The 15,890-nt window shown below is 57.4% G+C and carries 13 protein-coding genes and 1 pseudogene; 11 read left to right on the forward strand and 3 right to left on the reverse strand.

What is annotated here, in order from left to right; genetic code table 11:
• Positions 1–66 precede the first annotated feature (66 nt).
• The 6 genes from N8E88_RS21840 (at position 67) to N8E88_RS21865 (ending at position 6,378) form a co-directional block, all read left to right on the forward strand.
• Positions 67–2,370, forward strand: coding sequence for a putative bifunctional diguanylate cyclase/phosphodiesterase (locus N8E88_RS21840; protein WP_262295471.1), 2,304 nt, complete (start codon positions 67–69; stop codon positions 2,368–2,370).
• 136 nt (positions 2,371–2,506) lie between these two features.
• Positions 2,507–2,653 (forward strand): DUF3096 domain-containing protein, encoded by a 147-nt coding sequence (locus tag N8E88_RS21845; protein ID WP_262295472.1) that lies wholly within the window; start codon positions 2,507–2,509, stop codon positions 2,651–2,653.
• 139 nt (positions 2,654–2,792) lie between these two features.
• Positions 2,793–3,014: an aa3-type cytochrome c oxidase subunit IV gene (locus N8E88_RS21850; RefSeq protein ID WP_114433066.1), complete on the forward strand. Its 222-nt coding sequence runs from the start codon at positions 2,793–2,795 to the stop codon at positions 3,012–3,014.
• A 160-nt stretch (positions 3,015–3,174) separates the two neighbouring features.
• Positions 3,175–4,554, forward strand: a complete 1,380-nt coding sequence (locus N8E88_RS21855; protein ID WP_262295473.1) for a Re/Si-specific NAD(P)(+) transhydrogenase subunit alpha — start codon at positions 3,175–3,177, stop codon at positions 4,552–4,554.
• Entirely contained in the window at positions 4,554–4,967 is a 414-nt protein-coding gene (locus N8E88_RS21860) for an NAD(P) transhydrogenase subunit alpha part 2 (protein ID WP_262290615.1), read from the forward strand. Before N8E88_RS21855 ends, N8E88_RS21860 begins: the two co-directional genes overlap by 1 nt.
• 10 nt (positions 4,968–4,977) lie before the next feature.
• Complete coding sequence (locus tag N8E88_RS21865) at positions 4,978–6,378, forward strand: NAD(P)(+) transhydrogenase (Re/Si-specific) subunit beta (protein WP_262290536.1); 1,401 nt, start codon at positions 4,978–4,980, stop codon at positions 6,376–6,378.
• A 59-nt stretch (positions 6,379–6,437) separates the two neighbouring features.
• Here the strand turns inward: N8E88_RS21865 and N8E88_RS21870 are convergent, their stop codons facing one another.
• The 3 genes from N8E88_RS21870 to rpsU form a co-directional block, all read right to left on the reverse strand.
• Positions 6,438–7,043, reverse strand: a complete 606-nt coding sequence (locus N8E88_RS21870) for an NAD(P)H-dependent oxidoreductase (protein WP_262295568.1) — start codon at positions 7,041–7,043, stop codon at positions 6,438–6,440.
• Positions 7,043–7,915 (reverse strand): tetratricopeptide repeat protein, encoded by an 873-nt coding sequence (locus tag N8E88_RS21875; protein WP_262295474.1) that lies wholly within the window; start codon positions 7,913–7,915, stop codon positions 7,043–7,045. Before N8E88_RS21875 ends, N8E88_RS21870 begins: the two co-directional genes overlap by 1 nt.
• Positions 7,916–8,043: 128 nt before the next feature.
• Positions 8,044–8,295 (reverse strand): 30S ribosomal protein S21, encoded by a 252-nt coding sequence (gene rpsU / locus N8E88_RS21880; RefSeq protein WP_112532314.1) that lies wholly within the window; start codon positions 8,293–8,295, stop codon positions 8,044–8,046.
• Between the two features lie 388 nt (positions 8,296–8,683).
• On the opposite strand from rpsU, the pseudogene N8E88_RS21885 reads away from it, so the two are divergent.
• The 5 genes and pseudogenes from N8E88_RS21885 (at position 8,684) to N8E88_RS21905 (ending at position 15,889) form a co-directional block, all read left to right on the forward strand.
• Positions 8,684–9,938, forward strand: a pseudogene (locus tag N8E88_RS21885) (sarcosine oxidase subunit beta).
• Between the two features lie 23 nt (positions 9,939–9,961).
• On the forward strand, positions 9,962–10,321 hold the full coding sequence (locus N8E88_RS21890; RefSeq protein ID WP_262295475.1) for a sarcosine oxidase subunit delta: 360 nt from the start codon (positions 9,962–9,964) through the stop codon (positions 10,319–10,321).
• Between the two features lie 4 nt (positions 10,322–10,325).
• Positions 10,326–13,304 carry a sarcosine oxidase subunit alpha gene (locus N8E88_RS21895; protein ID WP_262295476.1) on the forward strand — a complete coding sequence of 993 codons (2,979 nt, stop codon included), beginning with the start codon at positions 10,326–10,328 and terminating at the stop codon, positions 13,302–13,304.
• On the forward strand, positions 13,297–13,851 hold the full coding sequence (locus tag N8E88_RS21900) for a sarcosine oxidase subunit gamma (protein WP_262295477.1): 555 nt from the start codon (positions 13,297–13,299) through the stop codon (positions 13,849–13,851). Before N8E88_RS21895 ends, N8E88_RS21900 begins: the two co-directional genes overlap by 8 nt.
• A gap of 862 nt (positions 13,852–14,713) precedes the next feature.
• Complete coding sequence (locus tag N8E88_RS21905; protein WP_262295478.1) at positions 14,714–15,889, forward strand: lipase family protein; 1,176 nt, start codon at positions 14,714–14,716, stop codon at positions 15,887–15,889.
• Position 15,890 lies beyond the last annotated feature (1 nt).

The raw sequence follows: 15,890 nt of genomic DNA on the forward strand, positions 1-15,890 counted from the left end.
GTTGGCGTTTCTATGTAAGTAATCGGTAACGTATCCGTGGCGGGTACAGTTATGCGCGGGCATTTGATGAGAACTGACCTCAGCGAGAGCATGTCGCTCGACACCATTTTTCTTCGCACACTTTATGCGAACAAGAAGGCTATCTGGTGGACCTCCATCGTCCAGATTACCGCCACTTTGATGATCTATATCAAGACCCAAAATCCGATCTATATTGTATTCGCTGTCGCATTCTTCGTCACCGTTCTTGGCAGGATGGCAAATGCCAATGCTTTTGAACAGGCTAATCTGACCGAAGCAACGGCGGCCACCTTGAAGAAATGGGAATGGCGTTATTTGTCCGGTGCGCTGGGCACCTGTATTCTTCTCGGATTTCTGTGTTTTGTCAGTATCTATGTCTTGGCTGACCCATCGGCAGCCATTACCAGTATCATTATCGTTGTTGCTTCGACGGTTGCACTCGTTACGCGGAACTACGTTTCACGTACGGTTGTGATCGGAATGTCGGTCGCTCTGCTTGCGCCGCTGTTCGTGACGTTCATCCTTCTCGGCGGTTTTTATAATTGGCTGCTCGCTTTGCTTATTCTCCCCTTCTTATGGAGCAATATCGGCATTGCCGCAAATTTGCGCCAGTCGCTTTTCGATGCACTGCTGGGCAAACGGCAACTTGGTATTGTCGTCAACAATTTCGACGCGGCACTTAACGGCATGCCGCAAGGCCTGCTGATGTTCGATCGGAACCAGACCATCACGGTTGCCAACATGAAGGCGGCGAAAATGATGGGGTTCGATAATCCTGAACAGCTCCGGGGCAGATCATTGGAAACGCTGTTGCGGCTGGCTCGACTGCGGACCTACTTTTCCAGTGAGGCACTGGAAGCCCTGCGTACGAAGATGCGTGATCTTTTGGCAGGGGCAAAGCAACGGGACGTGTTCGTGTCGCCGGCCAAACGCCACTTTGAATTTACGGCGACCCCAGATCCAGAACGCGGTACAGTTTTGATATTTCAGGATGTTACCCGACGTGCGGAAGCTGAAGCGCAAATTAGCCGGATGGCACGCTACGATAGCCTTACCGGCTTGCCGAATCGGAGCCAGTTTGCCGAGATCGCCAGTTCTTACATCGAGATGGCCGAGCAAGACGCACAAATCGCTCTCATGGTCGTCGATATCGATGGGCTGAAACGAACGAACGATACGTTTGGCCATCGCATTGGCGATGAGCTGCTTCGCGCGTTTGCCGATCGCTTGACGTTGGCCGACGCAAACGGTCCTGTGATCTCACGCTTTGGCAGCGACGAGTTCGTCTTGCTGTTCTCCGCGTCGACGCGGAACGCGGCGCTGGAATCTGTGGACCGCATCATGCGCATGGTTTCCGGCCAATACCTTGTTTCCGGCCATGATATTTTGACCGGCGCGAATGCTGGCGTAGCGATTGCCAATGCAGCCGAGTTTGATCTTGTTGTGATGCACATGAATGCTGATCTGGCGCTCGACGTCGCGAAGAAGGACAGCAAGAAAGATTGGGCTGTCTTCGTCGAAACCATGGATCATTCGTTCCGCAGCAAGCAACGGCTCAAAGCGGATTTGCGGAAGGCGATAGCCGAGAACGCGTTGACCGTTGCCTATCAGCCCATAGTGAACGTTCGGACCTTGCGCATGACGGCTTGCGAAGCCCTCTCCCGATGGCATCACCCGGAATTTGGCGCAATTTCGCCAGCTGAGTTCATTCCCATGGCGGAGGAAATGGGGCTCATTTCCGATCTCACCCGGTGCGTGGTCGAACGCGCCATCAAGGATTGCAATGGCTGGGAGTCACGGATCGCCGTCTCGGTCAACCTGTCGTCCTATGATCTGCAAAACATGGACATGGTGAATATTATTCGGTCCGCTTTGAGGCGGTACGATGTTGAGCCGCATCTGCTGGAAGTCGAAGTAACGGAAGGTGCGCTCATAACAGATCGAGAAAGTACCGGGAGCGTCCTTTCGGAGCTCAAGGATTTTGGCGTACAGGTTGCAATTGATGATTTCGGCACGGGCTATTCAAGCCTGAGCTATCTGAAGGATCTTCCGGTCACGAAGGTCAAGATCGACCGTTCGTTTATCGCCGATATAGTCGCGGAGGGAAGGTCCCTCAAACTGCTTCGTGGCATCGTGCAGATGTCGCACGAACTCGGATTGTCGGTGACAATCGAGGGACTTGAAACCAACGAACAGTCTGAGTTGATCAGTGAATGGATCGGCGCCGAATATGTGCAGGGTTTCTTGTATGGTGCTGCGATGCCTGCGCAGGATATTGCAAGGCTTCTTGATGCTCCAATGGAACAGAAATTGGTCGCAGTGACAGAATACGCTGTGTCCTTGCACTGACCCTGAGATATCCGTTTCTCACAACGGACAATGTCCATTGGATAAGGTGGTTCTCGCGCTGACATCGGGACTGCGCTGACCTAAACTGCATTTTGAAATATTGCCGCCGATGAACCTCAAATAGGGAAGAATCAACATGATTGCTCAGATCGCTATTGCACCACTCGTCGCCTTGATTGCGGGGGTACTTATTCTGATCGCGCCTCGGCTGCTTAATTATATCGTCGCGCTTTATCTGATCATTATCGGCGTGACAGGACTGTTTCCGCATCTCCTCACATAAGGCAGCTCTATCTTCGGGAGTGAATAAACTCTTTCTTTGATTTATATCGATTGAGTGCCTGCAAGCGACTATCTGCGCATTGCGCTGATGCGGTGTTTTCGCTATTGCCAATGCGACATCGACTATAAGAGGTTTGAAGATGGCTGATCATCACGATACTGCGCCAGCAGAATTGGGCGCTCCCATGGATTACAAGGAACATGAAAGCACTTACAATCTGTTCCTTTCGCTCTCGAAATGGGGCGTTGTATCCTGTGCAGCGTTGCTGGTTGCTATGGCATTCGGCTTTTTCGTCGGAGGCTTCTTCTCTGCCACACTCCTTTTCATCATTGTTTGCGTTGCCGCCTGGTTTTTTCTCTAGGGCAGGTTGTTCTGTAACATACCGGGCGGATAACCTGCCGGAAGGCGTTCACTCGAACGATCCACATATCAGGTTTCCAACCGTCATAAGACGCTAGCCGCGCTGGTCTCGGGACGAGGCCACTGGTTTTGTTGTGTTTAACTTGCTTGGGGGTGAGAGCTTGGCTCAGACACTGTTCATACCGAAAGAGATCGACGAGCCAAGGGTTGGTGGTTCGCCGGAGACGGTCAAGAAGCTGATAGCCCTCGGGTTTGCGGTTGTTGTCGAGGCTGGCGCCGGGGTTGCCTCGCGCATACCGGACGGCGAGTTTGTCGCAGCGGGGGCGACGATCGGCAAGGCCGGCGATACGGCCAGGGCCGATGTGGTGCTGAAGGTGCGCCGGCCTTCCTCCGCCGAGCTCAAGGCTTATAAAAAGGGTGCGGTCGTCATCGCCATGCTCGACCCTTACGGCAATGATGCGGCGGTCAAGGCGCTGGCCGATGCGGGGGTGACGGCCTTCACCATGGAATTCATGCCGCGCATCACCAGGGCGCAGGTCATGGACGTCCTGTCGAGCCAGGCCAATCTTGCCGGCTATCAGGCAGTGATCGATGCGGCGGGTGAATATGACCGCGCGCTTCCGATGATGATGACGGCTGCGGGCACCGTGCCTGCGGCCAAAGTGTTCATCATGGGCGTCGGTGTTGCCGGGTTGCAGGCGATTGCCACGGCGCGGCGGCTTGGCGCGGTGGTGACGGCAACCGATGTGCGTCCGGCGGTCAAGGAACAGGTCGCCTCGCTCGGCGCCAAGTTCCTGGCGGTCGAGGACGAGGAATTCAAGGCAGCCGAGACGGCGGGTGGTTACGCCAAGGAAATGTCGAAGGAATATCAGGCCAAGCAGGCGGCCCTGGTTGCCGACCATATCGCCAAGCAGGATATCGTCATCACCACGGCGCTCATTCCGGGGCGTCCCGCACCAAGGCTGGTCACGCGCGCGATGTATGCGCGCATGCGTCCGGGCTCGGTCCTCATCGATCTGGCGGTGGAGCGCGGCGGCAATGTCGAAGGCGCGGTTGCCGGCAAGATTACCGAGGTCGACGGCGTCAAGATCGTCGGCCACCTGAATGTCGCCGGCCGCATTGCCGCGACCGCCTCGCAGCTTTACGCCAAGAACCTCCTCGCCTTCGTCGAGACCCTGGTCGACAAGGATGCAAAAGTCATCAAGATCGATTTCGACGACGAACTGGTCAAGGCCACCGTGCTGACCCATGGCGGCAAGGTGGTGCATCCGAACTTCGCCAGTGCTGCAACTGCAGCGTCAGCACCTGCAGCCTCAGCGGCAAAGCCCGCCGCCGGCAAGAAGGCTGCTCCTGCCAAGCCAGCGGCAACCAAGCCAGTCAAAGCGCCTGTCGCAAAGGCAGCGGCGACGGCCAAAACCGCCCCCAGCAAGACTGCGACACCAAAAGCCAAAACAGCCGCAAAGACCGCTGCTGCCAAACCCGCTGCAGCCCCATCCCCTGCAGCAAAGACTGCCGCTAAAAGCACGGAAGGAGAGGCATGATGGCTGCCGATGCAACCCTCGACAAGGCGCTCGATGCCTTGAACCAGGCGGCCGAGATGGTGCGTCAGGCCGCCGGAGCCATGCCGGATGCGGCAGGCGCTGCGGCGCATGCGGTCACCGGCGGTGCGGTCGATCCCTTCGTCTTCCGCCTGGCCATCTTCGTCCTCGCCATCTTCGTCGGCTATTATGTCGTCTGGTCGGTGACGCCGGCGCTGCATACGCCGCTGATGGCGGTGACCAATGCCATTTCCTCGGTCATCGTCGTCGGGGCGCTCTTGGCCGTTGGTCTCTCGGCCAGCGGCTTTGCCACCGGCTTCGGCTTCATCGCGCTCGTTCTCGTCAGCGTCAATATCTTCGGCGGCTTCCTCGTCACCCACCGCATGCTCGCCATGTACAAGAAAAAAGAAAAGTGAGATTTGAACGATGAGCGTTAATTTCGCAACTTTTCTGTATCTCGTTTCCGGCGTCCTGTTCATCCTGGCGCTGCGCGGCCTGTCGCATCCGACCACCAGCCGCCAGGGCAATTTCTACGGCATGACCGGCATGGCCATCGCGATCGCCACGACGCTGGCTCTGGCCGAGCCGAGCCTCAAGGGGCTCGGGCTTATCGTTGTCGGCCTTGCCATCGGCGGCAGCGTCGGCGCCTATATCGCCAAGCGCATTGCCATGACGGCGATGCCGCAGCTCGTTGCCGCCTTCCACTCGCTCGTCGGCTTTGCCGCGGTGATGGTGGCCGCCGCTGCGGTCTATTCGCCGGATTCCTTCGGCATCGGCGAGGTCGGCTCGATCCATGGCCAGGCGCTCATCGAGATGTCGATTGGCGTTGCCATCGGCGCCATCACCTTCACCGGCTCGATCATCGCCTTTTTGAAGCTCGATGGGCGCATGTCGGGCAAGCCGATCATGCTGCCGGGCCGCCATCTCCTCAATGCGGGGCTTTTGATCGCCATCGTCGTTCTCGTCGTGGCGCTGGTCCTGACCGAGAGCCATCTCGTCTTCTGGCTCATCGTCATCCTGTCGCTGATCCTCGGCGGTCTGATCATCGTGCCGATCGGCGGCGCCGACATGCCGGTGGTCGTCTCGATGCTCAATTCCTATTCCGGCTGGGCGGCGGCGGCACTCGGCTTTACCCTCGGCAATCTGGCATTGATCATCACCGGGGCACTGGTCGGCTCCTCCGGCGCGATCCTCTCCTATATCATGTGCAAGGGCATGAACCGCTCGTTCATCTCGGTCATTTTAGGCGGCTTTGGCGGCGAGACGGCCGGGGCAGCGTCCGGCGAAGTCGAACAGCGTCCGGTCAAGCAGGGCTCGGCCGACGATGCCGCCTTCATCATGAAGAACGCTTCCAAGGTCATCATCGTGCCGGGCTATGGCATGGCGGTGGCGCAGGCCCAGCATGCCTTGCGCGAGATGGCCGACAAGCTGAAGGCCGAGGGCGTCGAGATCAAATACGCCATTCATCCGGTCGCCGGCCGCATGCCAGGCCACATGAACGTGCTGCTGGCCGAAGCCAACGTGCCCTACGACGAAGTGTTCGAACTTGAGGATATCAACTCGGAATTCGCCCAGGCCGATGTCGCCTTCGTCATCGGCGCCAACGACGTGACCAACCCGGCCGCCAAGACCGATCCGAAATCGCCGATCTTCGGCATGCCGATCCTCGATGTCGACAAGGCCGGCACCGTGCTCTTCATCAAGCGCGGCATGGGCTCCGGTTATGCCGGCGTCGAGAACGAACTGTTCTTCCGCGACAACACCATGATGCTCTTCGCCGACGCCAAGAAAATGGTCGAAAATATCGTCAAGGCACTCGATCACTGACAATCAGCTGATTCGAGTTAACAAAAGGCCCGCCAGACTTGGCGGGCCTTTTGTTTTGATCAGATCAGTATTTGCAGTTTCTTTGTAAGCAGCCTCTCGAAGGCAGCCAATCTACCGGCGGCAATCTTCTCTGCATTGTAAAGCGACACCATCGAAAAACGAGCCTTCGGAGCACATGTACCAATGATGGCCCGTGAGAGTACACGGCGAACGGGACGGAACATGATCAGCCAGTCAATCCACCAGGGCGAGCCAAGAGTTGTGATTGCAAAGCAGGACTGCAGCTGTGAAAGCTTCGGGATCATGCGGCCAAAATCGGGCGTGTGATCATAGGCTACGCCGGGCACGAATACCCGATCGATCCAGCCCTTCAAAATAGCGGGAAGTCCGAACCACCATGTGGGGAAGATGAGGACAAGCACATCGGCGGTACGAAGCGCCTCCACATCCTCGGCAACAGCACTCGCATTGTGCTCGGCATAATAACTCTGCCGTTCGCTTGACGTGAGGCGAGGATCGAAATCGCGCTCATACAAATCAACGATCCGTAGATCGTGTCCTGCGTCCGTGATCAAGGAAGCAGTGAGAGATGCAAGATGCGCACAAAGACTATTCTTAAGCGGATGAGCCAGGACAACGACAAAGCGTTTGCCCTTGGCGTGCATCAAGAAGTCTTGCGTGTGCGAGCCAGGCCGTCGCGTGCGGGCTTGTAATTGGGATCCAATTGCACGGCCCTGGCGTAGGATTTCGCAGCGCGGGCCTTGTCGCCGCGATGTTCATAGATCAGCGCCTGATTGGCCCAACCCTCTGCGATGTCACCATCAAGTTTGATTGCGGTATTGAAATCATCGAAGGCGTTGTCATCGTCGCCAAGCGCGACGTAGGAGATTCCGCGACCGTTATAAGGTTCCGCTGCATCGGGCTGCAGAGAGATAGCTGTAGAGAAATCCTCGATGGCCTGCTTGTGCTGGTTGCGCGCCTGATAGATCAGGCCGCGGTTGTGATAAGCGCGCGCATCCGTCGTGCTCAACTGGATGGCTTGGTTGAAATCATTCAGGGCCTGATCCAGTTGTCCTTGCTGGCGATAAAGATTGCCCCGGCCAATATAGGCGGCGTCATATTGCGGATTGATCTGGATCGCCTTGCTGTAGTCCGCCGCTGCTTGAGCTGTGTTGCCCATGTTGCGATAGACGAGCGCGCGATTGGCGTAAGCTTGGTAGAAATTGGGGTTGAGCTGCAGCGCCGTATTGAAATCCTTGATTGCGTCGCTGTTCTTGCCGGCACGACCGTAGGCGGATCCACGGACATTATAGGCTTCCGGGTCTTTCGGATTGTTGCGGATAACGTCGTTGAGCGAGCTGATATTCTCGGTGGAACCCTGCGCCTTGTCGATACCAGTCATGTCGGTGGTCGAGGTGCTCTGGCATCCGGCGATTGCGAGCGTGAGAACAGAGGCAACGACGAGTCCCGCGATACGTGCTGTTTTAGGGGCCGCCCAGATTGCGCGATGTGAGGCCAGTTCAACCGGATGTGTCATGTCTTATGTGTCCCGTTCAATGAAAAGCCTTAGAGGCTTTATTGTTCCGATGGCACCAAACGAAAAAGGGCGGTGTGACGCAAGCCACTCCACCCCGTAATCGGGTCAAGGCGTCGATGAATTGAAGATCAACGAGCCGCTGAAGCGCGAACCGGTGTCTTTTTCACAGGCATTGGAAGAAGGCCTTCGCGCTGGGCCTGCTTGCGAGCAAGCTTGCGGGCACGACTGATTGCCTCTGCCTTCTGGCGGGCGCGCTTGATAGAAGGCTTTTCGTAATGATCATGCATTTTCATTTCGCGGAACATGCCTTCGCGCTGCATCTTCTTCTTGAGAACGCGGAGAGCCTGATCAACATTATTTTCGCGTACGAGTACCTGCACGTTTTATCCTGTATCTCTTAGAATTTCGTTGAGCCTGGCCTCAATCCCCAATCCTTGATCATGGGACAACAAACCAGACTTCGCGACGGTCATCCATCGCAAACTGGGGTGGGCATTATCAGAAAGTTCGGGGTATGTCCATGGTTCTGTTGTGGGCAATGGCGGATATTGCGCTCATCCCTCGTAATTTTAGATTAACCGGCACGCAGCGCCAATCTCCGTCGCAAAATGGCAAAAGAGCTTTAAGCGGATACGATACTGATGCATAAAAGCATGACCCTCGCTTTCAAAATCGATGTCGATTTTTGAACAGGCCATGCAAGTAAACTCGTTCGAACAATCGCTTTGCGATGGCTCAATTGCTGGGCCAAGTTGCTGGGAATGAATGATGCGGAAATATTCGGTATTTGCCTTGGCCCGCGAGGCCATGCGTGCCCATAAAGGCTGGGATCAGCAATGGAGTTCTCCCGAACCCAGGCCGGAATACGACGTCATCATTGTTGGCGCGGGCGGGCACGGGCTTGCCACTGCGTACTATCTTGCCAAGGAGCATGGCATCACCAATGTCGCTGTTCTTGAAAAGGGATGGCTTGGCGGTGGCAACACCGGCCGCAACACGACAATCATCCGGTCCAACTATCTCTATGACGAGATCCGCTGGTATCTACGAGCACGCTGTCAAGCTTTGGGAAGGTCTCAGCCAGGACCTCAATTACAATGTGATGTATTCGGCGCGCGGTGTGATGATGCTGGCGCACAATATTCACGACGTTCAGGCGTTCAAACGGCATATCCACGCCAATCGGCTCAACGGCATCGACAATGAATGGCTGACGCCGGAACAGGTGAAGGAGTTCTGCCCGCCAATCAATCTTTCGGCCGATGCTCGCTATCCCATTATTGGTGCCGCTCTGCAACGGCGTGGTGGTACCGCCCGACACGATGCCGTTGCCTGGGGTTACGCTCGTGCAGCAGCCGATCGCGGCGTTCACATTATCCAGAATTGCGAAGTGACGGGAATTCGCCGTGCGCCAAATGGAGCAGTTGTGGGGGTCGATACCAATCGCGGCCCGATCAATGCCAAGAAAGTCGGCGTTGTGGCTGCTGGTCATACCTCCGTCATTATGAACATGGCCGGCGTGCGAATGCCGCTTGAAAGCTATCCGTTGCAGGCGCTGGTATCCGAGCCGGTGAAGCCGCTCATTCCCTGCGTGATCATGTCCAACACAGTTCACGCGTATATCTCGCAGTCGGACAAGGGCGAGATGGTCATTGGTGCTGGCACCGACCAATACACGTCCTATTCGCAGACCGGCGGTCTCCACATCATCAACCACACGCTCGATGCGATCTGCGAGATGTTTCCGGTTTTGACACGATTGAAGATGCTGCGCTCGTGGGGAGGCATCGTCGATGTGACGCCGGATCGATCGCCGATCCTCGCCAAGACCCCTGTGTCAGGGCTCTATGTGAATTGCGGCTGGGGTACCGGAGGTTTCAAGGCGACGCCAGGATCGGGAAATGTGTTTGCCCATACCATCGCGCGAGATGAACCGCACCGGATCAACGCGCCGTTTACGATCGAGCGCTTCACCACTGGGCGCCTGATCGACGAGGCCGCCGCCGCTGCCGTTGCGCACTGATTTTCAAGAAACGAGATAGAACCATGCTTCTCATCAAATGCCCTTATTGCGAAGAAGAGCGCCCGGAACTCGAATTCCGCAATGCCGGCGAAGCGCATCTTGTGCGCGCCAATCCGATCATCGAGCAGTCGGACGACGATTTTGCCGGTTTTCTCTATTTTCGCCAGAATCCTAAGGGGCTGCAATTCGAACGCTGGCGCCATATTCATGGGTGCGGCCGGTTCTTCAATGCGGTGCGCGATTCCGTCTCGGACAAATTCCTGACGGTCTACAAAGCCGGCGAGCCACGTCCTGATATAGGCACGTTGCTGTCACCGGCGGTGGCCGAACCCGCCGAACCACCCGCAACGAAGCGCCCCCGTGCAAAGAAAGTGGAGGTATGAGCCAATGAGCACCTCTACCCATTCCGGCAGTAACCGTATCCCGGGCGCAGGCCGCTTGACCCCGGCGAAGACCGTTCGCTTTACATTCGACGGGCAGAGCCTGACCGGCCTCGAAGGTGACACGCTGGCTTCAGCGCTGCTCGCCAACGGTATTCATCTCGTCGGTCGCTCATTCAAATATCACCGGCCGCGCGGCATTCTTTCTGCCGGCAGCGAAGAGCCGAATGCGCTGGTGGATATCGAACGCGACAAGTCGCGCAAGCAGCCCAATGTGCGTGCAACCGTGCAGGAGATCTACGATGGTCTGAAGGTCAAGTCGCAGAATCGCTGGCCATCGCTGACCTTCGACGTCGGCGCGCTTGGCGACGTGTTTTCGCCGATGCTGCCTGCAGGCTTCTACTACAAGACTTTCATGTGGCCGAAGTTTGCGTGGAAGTCGATCTACGAGCCAAGGATTCGTGCGGCTGCGGGTCTTGGCGTGACACCGGGCGAGCCGGATACCGACCGCTATTCCAACCGGTTTGCCCACTGCGACTTGCTGGTCGTCGGTGCGGGTGCCGCTGGTCTGACTGCAGCCCTCAGTGCAGCGTCGACCGGAGCAAGCGTGATCATCTGCGACGAGCAAGCCGAGCCAGGCGGTGCGCTGCGTTATGAAAGCGATGTCATCATTGACGGTACCCCGGGTTTTGAATGGGCCGCTGCTGTGATCGCGAAATTGTGCGCGATGAACAATGTCACAGTACTCACCCGTACGACAGCTTTTGGCTACTATGCCCAGAATTTTGTCGGTCTGGTAGAGCGCATCAGCGACCATCTGAGCAATCCGGCGTCCAATATGCCGCGTGAGCGGCTCTGGCAGATCCGGGCGAAGAAGGTCGTGCTTGCCACGGGCGCCATCGAGCGTCAAATGGTCTTTGCCAACAATGATCGCCCGGGTGTCATGCTCGCTTCGGCAGCGCGAGTATTCCTCAATCAATATGGCGTCGCCATCGGCCGGAAGGTCGGTGTCTACACCTCAAACGATTCAGCCTACGCGGCGGCGATCGACCTCAAGCGCGCCGGTATCGACGTGCCGGTGATCGTCGATACGCGAGACAATCCGACCTCCGCGATCGTGGATGCTGCCCGTTCCCTTGATATCGAAGTGCTGACCGGTCACGCCGTTTTCAGTGCCGGTGGCAAGCGGCGCGTGTCGTCGATGTCGATCCAGCCGACGAGGGGCGGTAGCGAACGCAAGGTCGCGGTTGATGCGTTGATCATGTCCGCCGGCTGGACGCCATCGGTGCATCTGTTTTCGCAGTCGCGTGGCAAGGTCGCATGGGATGCCGCAAACGAGCGCTTCCTGCCCGGCACCTACGCGCAGGATTGCGTTTCGATAGGAGCCTGCAACGGAACCGACGGTTTGCAGGCAACGCTGGACGAAGCCTTTGCAGCGGGCGGAGGCAAGGGCAAAGCCATTGTCGCGACTGGCGGCACCGATTGGATCGGCGGCATGATCGGCTCGGCGCCCGGTGCCGGTGCTGATACAACCGTCAAGGCGTTTGTCGACTTTCAGAACGATGTCACAGCCAAGGATGTACGGCTGGCCGTGCGTGAGGGCATGCACTCGATCGAGCATGTCAAGCGTTTTACCACCAACGGCATGGCGACCGATCAGGGCAAAACTTCGAACCTGCACGGCCTCGCGATCGCCGCCGAGGCCCTGAACCGGCCGATCCCGGCGGTGGGTCTGACGACATTCCGCGCGCCGTTCACGCCGGTCACCTTTGGCGCGATTGTCAATCACGCGCGGCATGATCTGTTCGATCCGACACGCCGCACGCCCATGCACGGATGGCACCAGACTCAGGGTGCTGCCTTCGAGGACGTCGGCCAATGGAAACGCGCCTGGTACTACCCGCAGGCGGGCGAAGACATGCACACCGCGGTCAATCGTGAATGCGTTGCCGTGCGCAACCAGGCCGGCATCTTCGATGCATCGACGCTCGGCAAGATCGAGGTCGTCGGCCCGGATTCCGCGAAATTCCTTGAGCTGCTCTATACCAACCCTTGGGAAAAGCTCGGCGTCGGACGCCTTCGCTATGGGATCATGCTGCGCGAGGACGGCTTCATCTACGATGACGGTGTTGTCGGGCGGCTGGCAGAAGACCGGTTCCATGTGACAACCACAACGGGCGGCGCGCCGCGCGTCATGCATCATATGGAAGACTATCTCCAGACCGAATTTCCGCATCTTGATGTCTGGCTGACTTCGACGACCGAGCAATGGGCGGTGATTGCCGTGCAAGGCCCGAGGGCCCGCGAGATCATAGCACCGCTGGTCCAAGGCATTGATATGTCCAACGCGTCCATGCCGCATATGAGCGTGCGCGAAGGGACGATCTGCGGCGTGTCGACACGGCTGTTCCGCATGTCGTTTACTGGTGAAACGGGCTATGAAATCAACGTGCCATCCGACTATGGCCGGGCCGTCTGGGAGGCCGTCTATGAACGCGGCAAGCCACTGGGACTTACCCCTTATGGCACCGAGGCAATGCATATCCTGCGCGCCGAGAAGGGCTATATCATCGTTGGCCAGGATACGGACGGGACCGTCACACCGCAGGATGCGGGGCTGACCTGGGCCATCGGCAAGAACAAGACGGACTATGTCGGCATTCGCGGCCTTTTGCGGCGGGATCTAGTGGCCAATGGCCGCAAACAGCTTGTCGGTTTGAAGACGGTTGATCCGACAACGGTTCTGGAAGAGGGCGCGCAGATTGTCGCTAACCCGAACCAGCCGGTGCCAATGACCATGATCGGTCACGTGACATCGTCCTATTGGTCGGAAAATTGCGGCCGCTCCATCGCTTTGGCCCTGGTGATCGACGGATCAAAGCGGCTTGGCGAAACGCTTTACGTACCGATGCCGAATGGCGTGATCGAAGTGGAAGTCACCGGCACGGTATTTTTCGATGAGAAGGGGGAGCGCTTGAATGGTTGAGATCGTCCAGGCAACACGACGTCATCCGCTGCAGGCGAGCCAGCTGGATGTCGTTTCCGTCTCGGTCACCTTGGCGGACAACGCGACCCGTATTTCGCTTCGCGCCAAGGCTGATGCAGTTCCTGCGCTCTCCAAGGTACTGGGTTTGACACTACCCATGAAGCCAAAGACTTCCGCGTCCAACGGCGGGCGTGCGGCACTCTGGCTTGGCCCGGACGAATGGCTGATCATAGACGATGCCGACAGCGGTGTTGTTGCCGATCTTGCCAAGGTGAAAGTCCTGCATTCGGTGGTCGACGTTTCACATCGCAATGTCGGGATCATCGTGGCTGGCAGAGGAGCTGCCGCGGCAGTCAACGGCGGTTGCCCGCAGGATTTGTCGCTGAAGGCTTTCCCCGTGGGGGCCGCGTCGCGGACAGTCCTTGGCAAAATCGAGATCGTCCTGTGGCGGACAGACGAAGACGCTTTCCGTGTTGAATGCTGGCGGTCATTCTCGAGTTACGCCTATGCGTTCTTGCAGGAATCCGCACGAGACGTTGCGATCTAGCGCATTCCCGATTTTCCGTATGTCAAAGAACCGGGTGTGTCTTCCCCTTGCCACGCCCTCCTCGGAGTCTGGCCATTGCTTGCATTGTGGGAAGACGGGCGGTCGTCGAAGCGCGTCTTTGTAGATAAATAATGCGATCCGAAGACCGCCCGCTAACGTTTTCCCCCTGCCGGCCAGCTTCTGCTTGTTCCGCAGGGCGAGTGGATGAACGCCTGGAGTCCGGGCCCATCGTCGCCGTCGGTGCAGTGTCCGCACGATTGGCGTTGGCGTCAACAATGGAGGCAATATCTACCCTGGAATGCGCAGATTGACCTCCGAAGACGAACAGGTCGGCCAGCGCTCGGGTCCGTTGCCCGCCCGCTGACACGCCGTCCTTCCCCACTTTCGAACGGCTCCGGAAGCAGCTCCCCATGGAAAGGACGGGCATAGGATAGCTCAGGTTTCAGGCGCGTGGATAAACAGCCACGATTATTTTTGTCTGGAGGTTCGAGCGGTACCTTCAAGGCTGCTAGATTTGCCGGATGGCAATGCTGCTGTGCGCCCTTCGACAGGCTCAGGATGAGGGACGTGGTGGGTTGCAGGGAGCCCAGACAGAAACAGCAATGTTCCTATCGCGACGCCTCCGGTTATCGTGCAACCCGCCCACCTCCCTCATGGTGAGCTTGTCGAACCACGCACAGCAGCATTGCCATCCGGACAACACTATCTTGGCAGAAGATAACTGGGCAGGGCAGTACAAACCGTAGCGATTATATGTTACTGGCGCTCAACTTTGGACGGTCCACCACAATTGCGCCGCCGTTCGCCCCAATGAGATGCCCGGTGGCTGCAGTTACGCGGTCTCTTCGCATAGAGAATCGTGATGGCTGTTAGAAAGCGTCTGGTTATCAATTTTACCGGCTATGAAGGGTTGCATCCTGACAAGGTGCGCGGCCGATACTTGAACAGCTCTGCCGACTTCAGCCGCCTCTGGCACGCGAAGACCAAGACCGAGCCGATGCTCGCCGAAGGACCGAACATCGCTTCGATGCATATCGAAACCACCGGCGCAAACTGGCAGACCGAAACGGAATTCTGCCAGTACGGCAGCGCCGATATTTTCGATGCCTACGCCGCGAGAAACGTGGCGACGCGATTTGCCACGGGGCTCATGGCATTCCTCGATATTATTTTGAGTGGTACGTTTTTTCGCTACCTGCGGACGAGCTGGCGGTTTTGCATCTTCTTCCTGTGGCCGTTTGCCTTCGCCTGTTTCATTGCGCTGGTCACAATCTGTCTTGGGCTGTTGCCACTGTTAGGCGGGTTCAACGCCCTACATATGATCTGGACGATTCCGCTGGCATTGCTGTTCGGCCGGCTTCTGGTCCGTTGGCCAGGCGACAAGGTGTTCTTCTCATATCTGCTTGATGATTGGACCGCCGCATCCGATCGTATTCACCATCGCAATCCAAGCCTGTTGCAACGTAGACGGGAGTTTGCGGACCATCTCGAGCGTAAATTGCAAACGAGTGATGCCGACGAGGTTGTAATCGTCGCGCATAGCCTTGGGACGGTTCCTGCGGTGGAAGCCATAGCCGATGTCTGGCGCAGCAACCCGCAACTTCTAAAACAAAAGCCTGTGTCGCTGCTGGCGGCAGGCTCATGCCTGCTGATGATAGCCTTTCACCCGCGAGCGACGAGCTTGCGCGAAGATGCAAGGGTCGTCTTCCAGGAAACGCCGGTGCTTTGGGCCGAGTTTCAGTCCGTTACCGATATCATTCATTTCTATAAGTCCGATCCCGCAGCTGCCCTTGGAATAGCCCCGCTCGACCAACCGATTATCCGGCAAGTCCGTTTCAAGAATATTCACAGTACTACGCGCTATGCGCGTGCGAAGGCCAATTTCTTCAAGATGCATTTGTTGTTTCTGAAGGGCGCACAAATCCGCAACCCTTACGATATGGGGATGTTCGTGCAGGGCCCGTTCGAATTCAGGGATCTTGTGACAACCTATCGGGAAAGCGGTGCGCCGCTTGATGCAGCCGGCGCCTTCATTTGAA

Origin of the sequence: Phyllobacterium zundukense, from assembly GCF_025452195.1 — a bacterium.
In the GTDB taxonomy this organism is placed as follows: domain Bacteria; phylum Pseudomonadota; class Alphaproteobacteria; order Rhizobiales; family Rhizobiaceae; genus Phyllobacterium; species Phyllobacterium zundukense_A.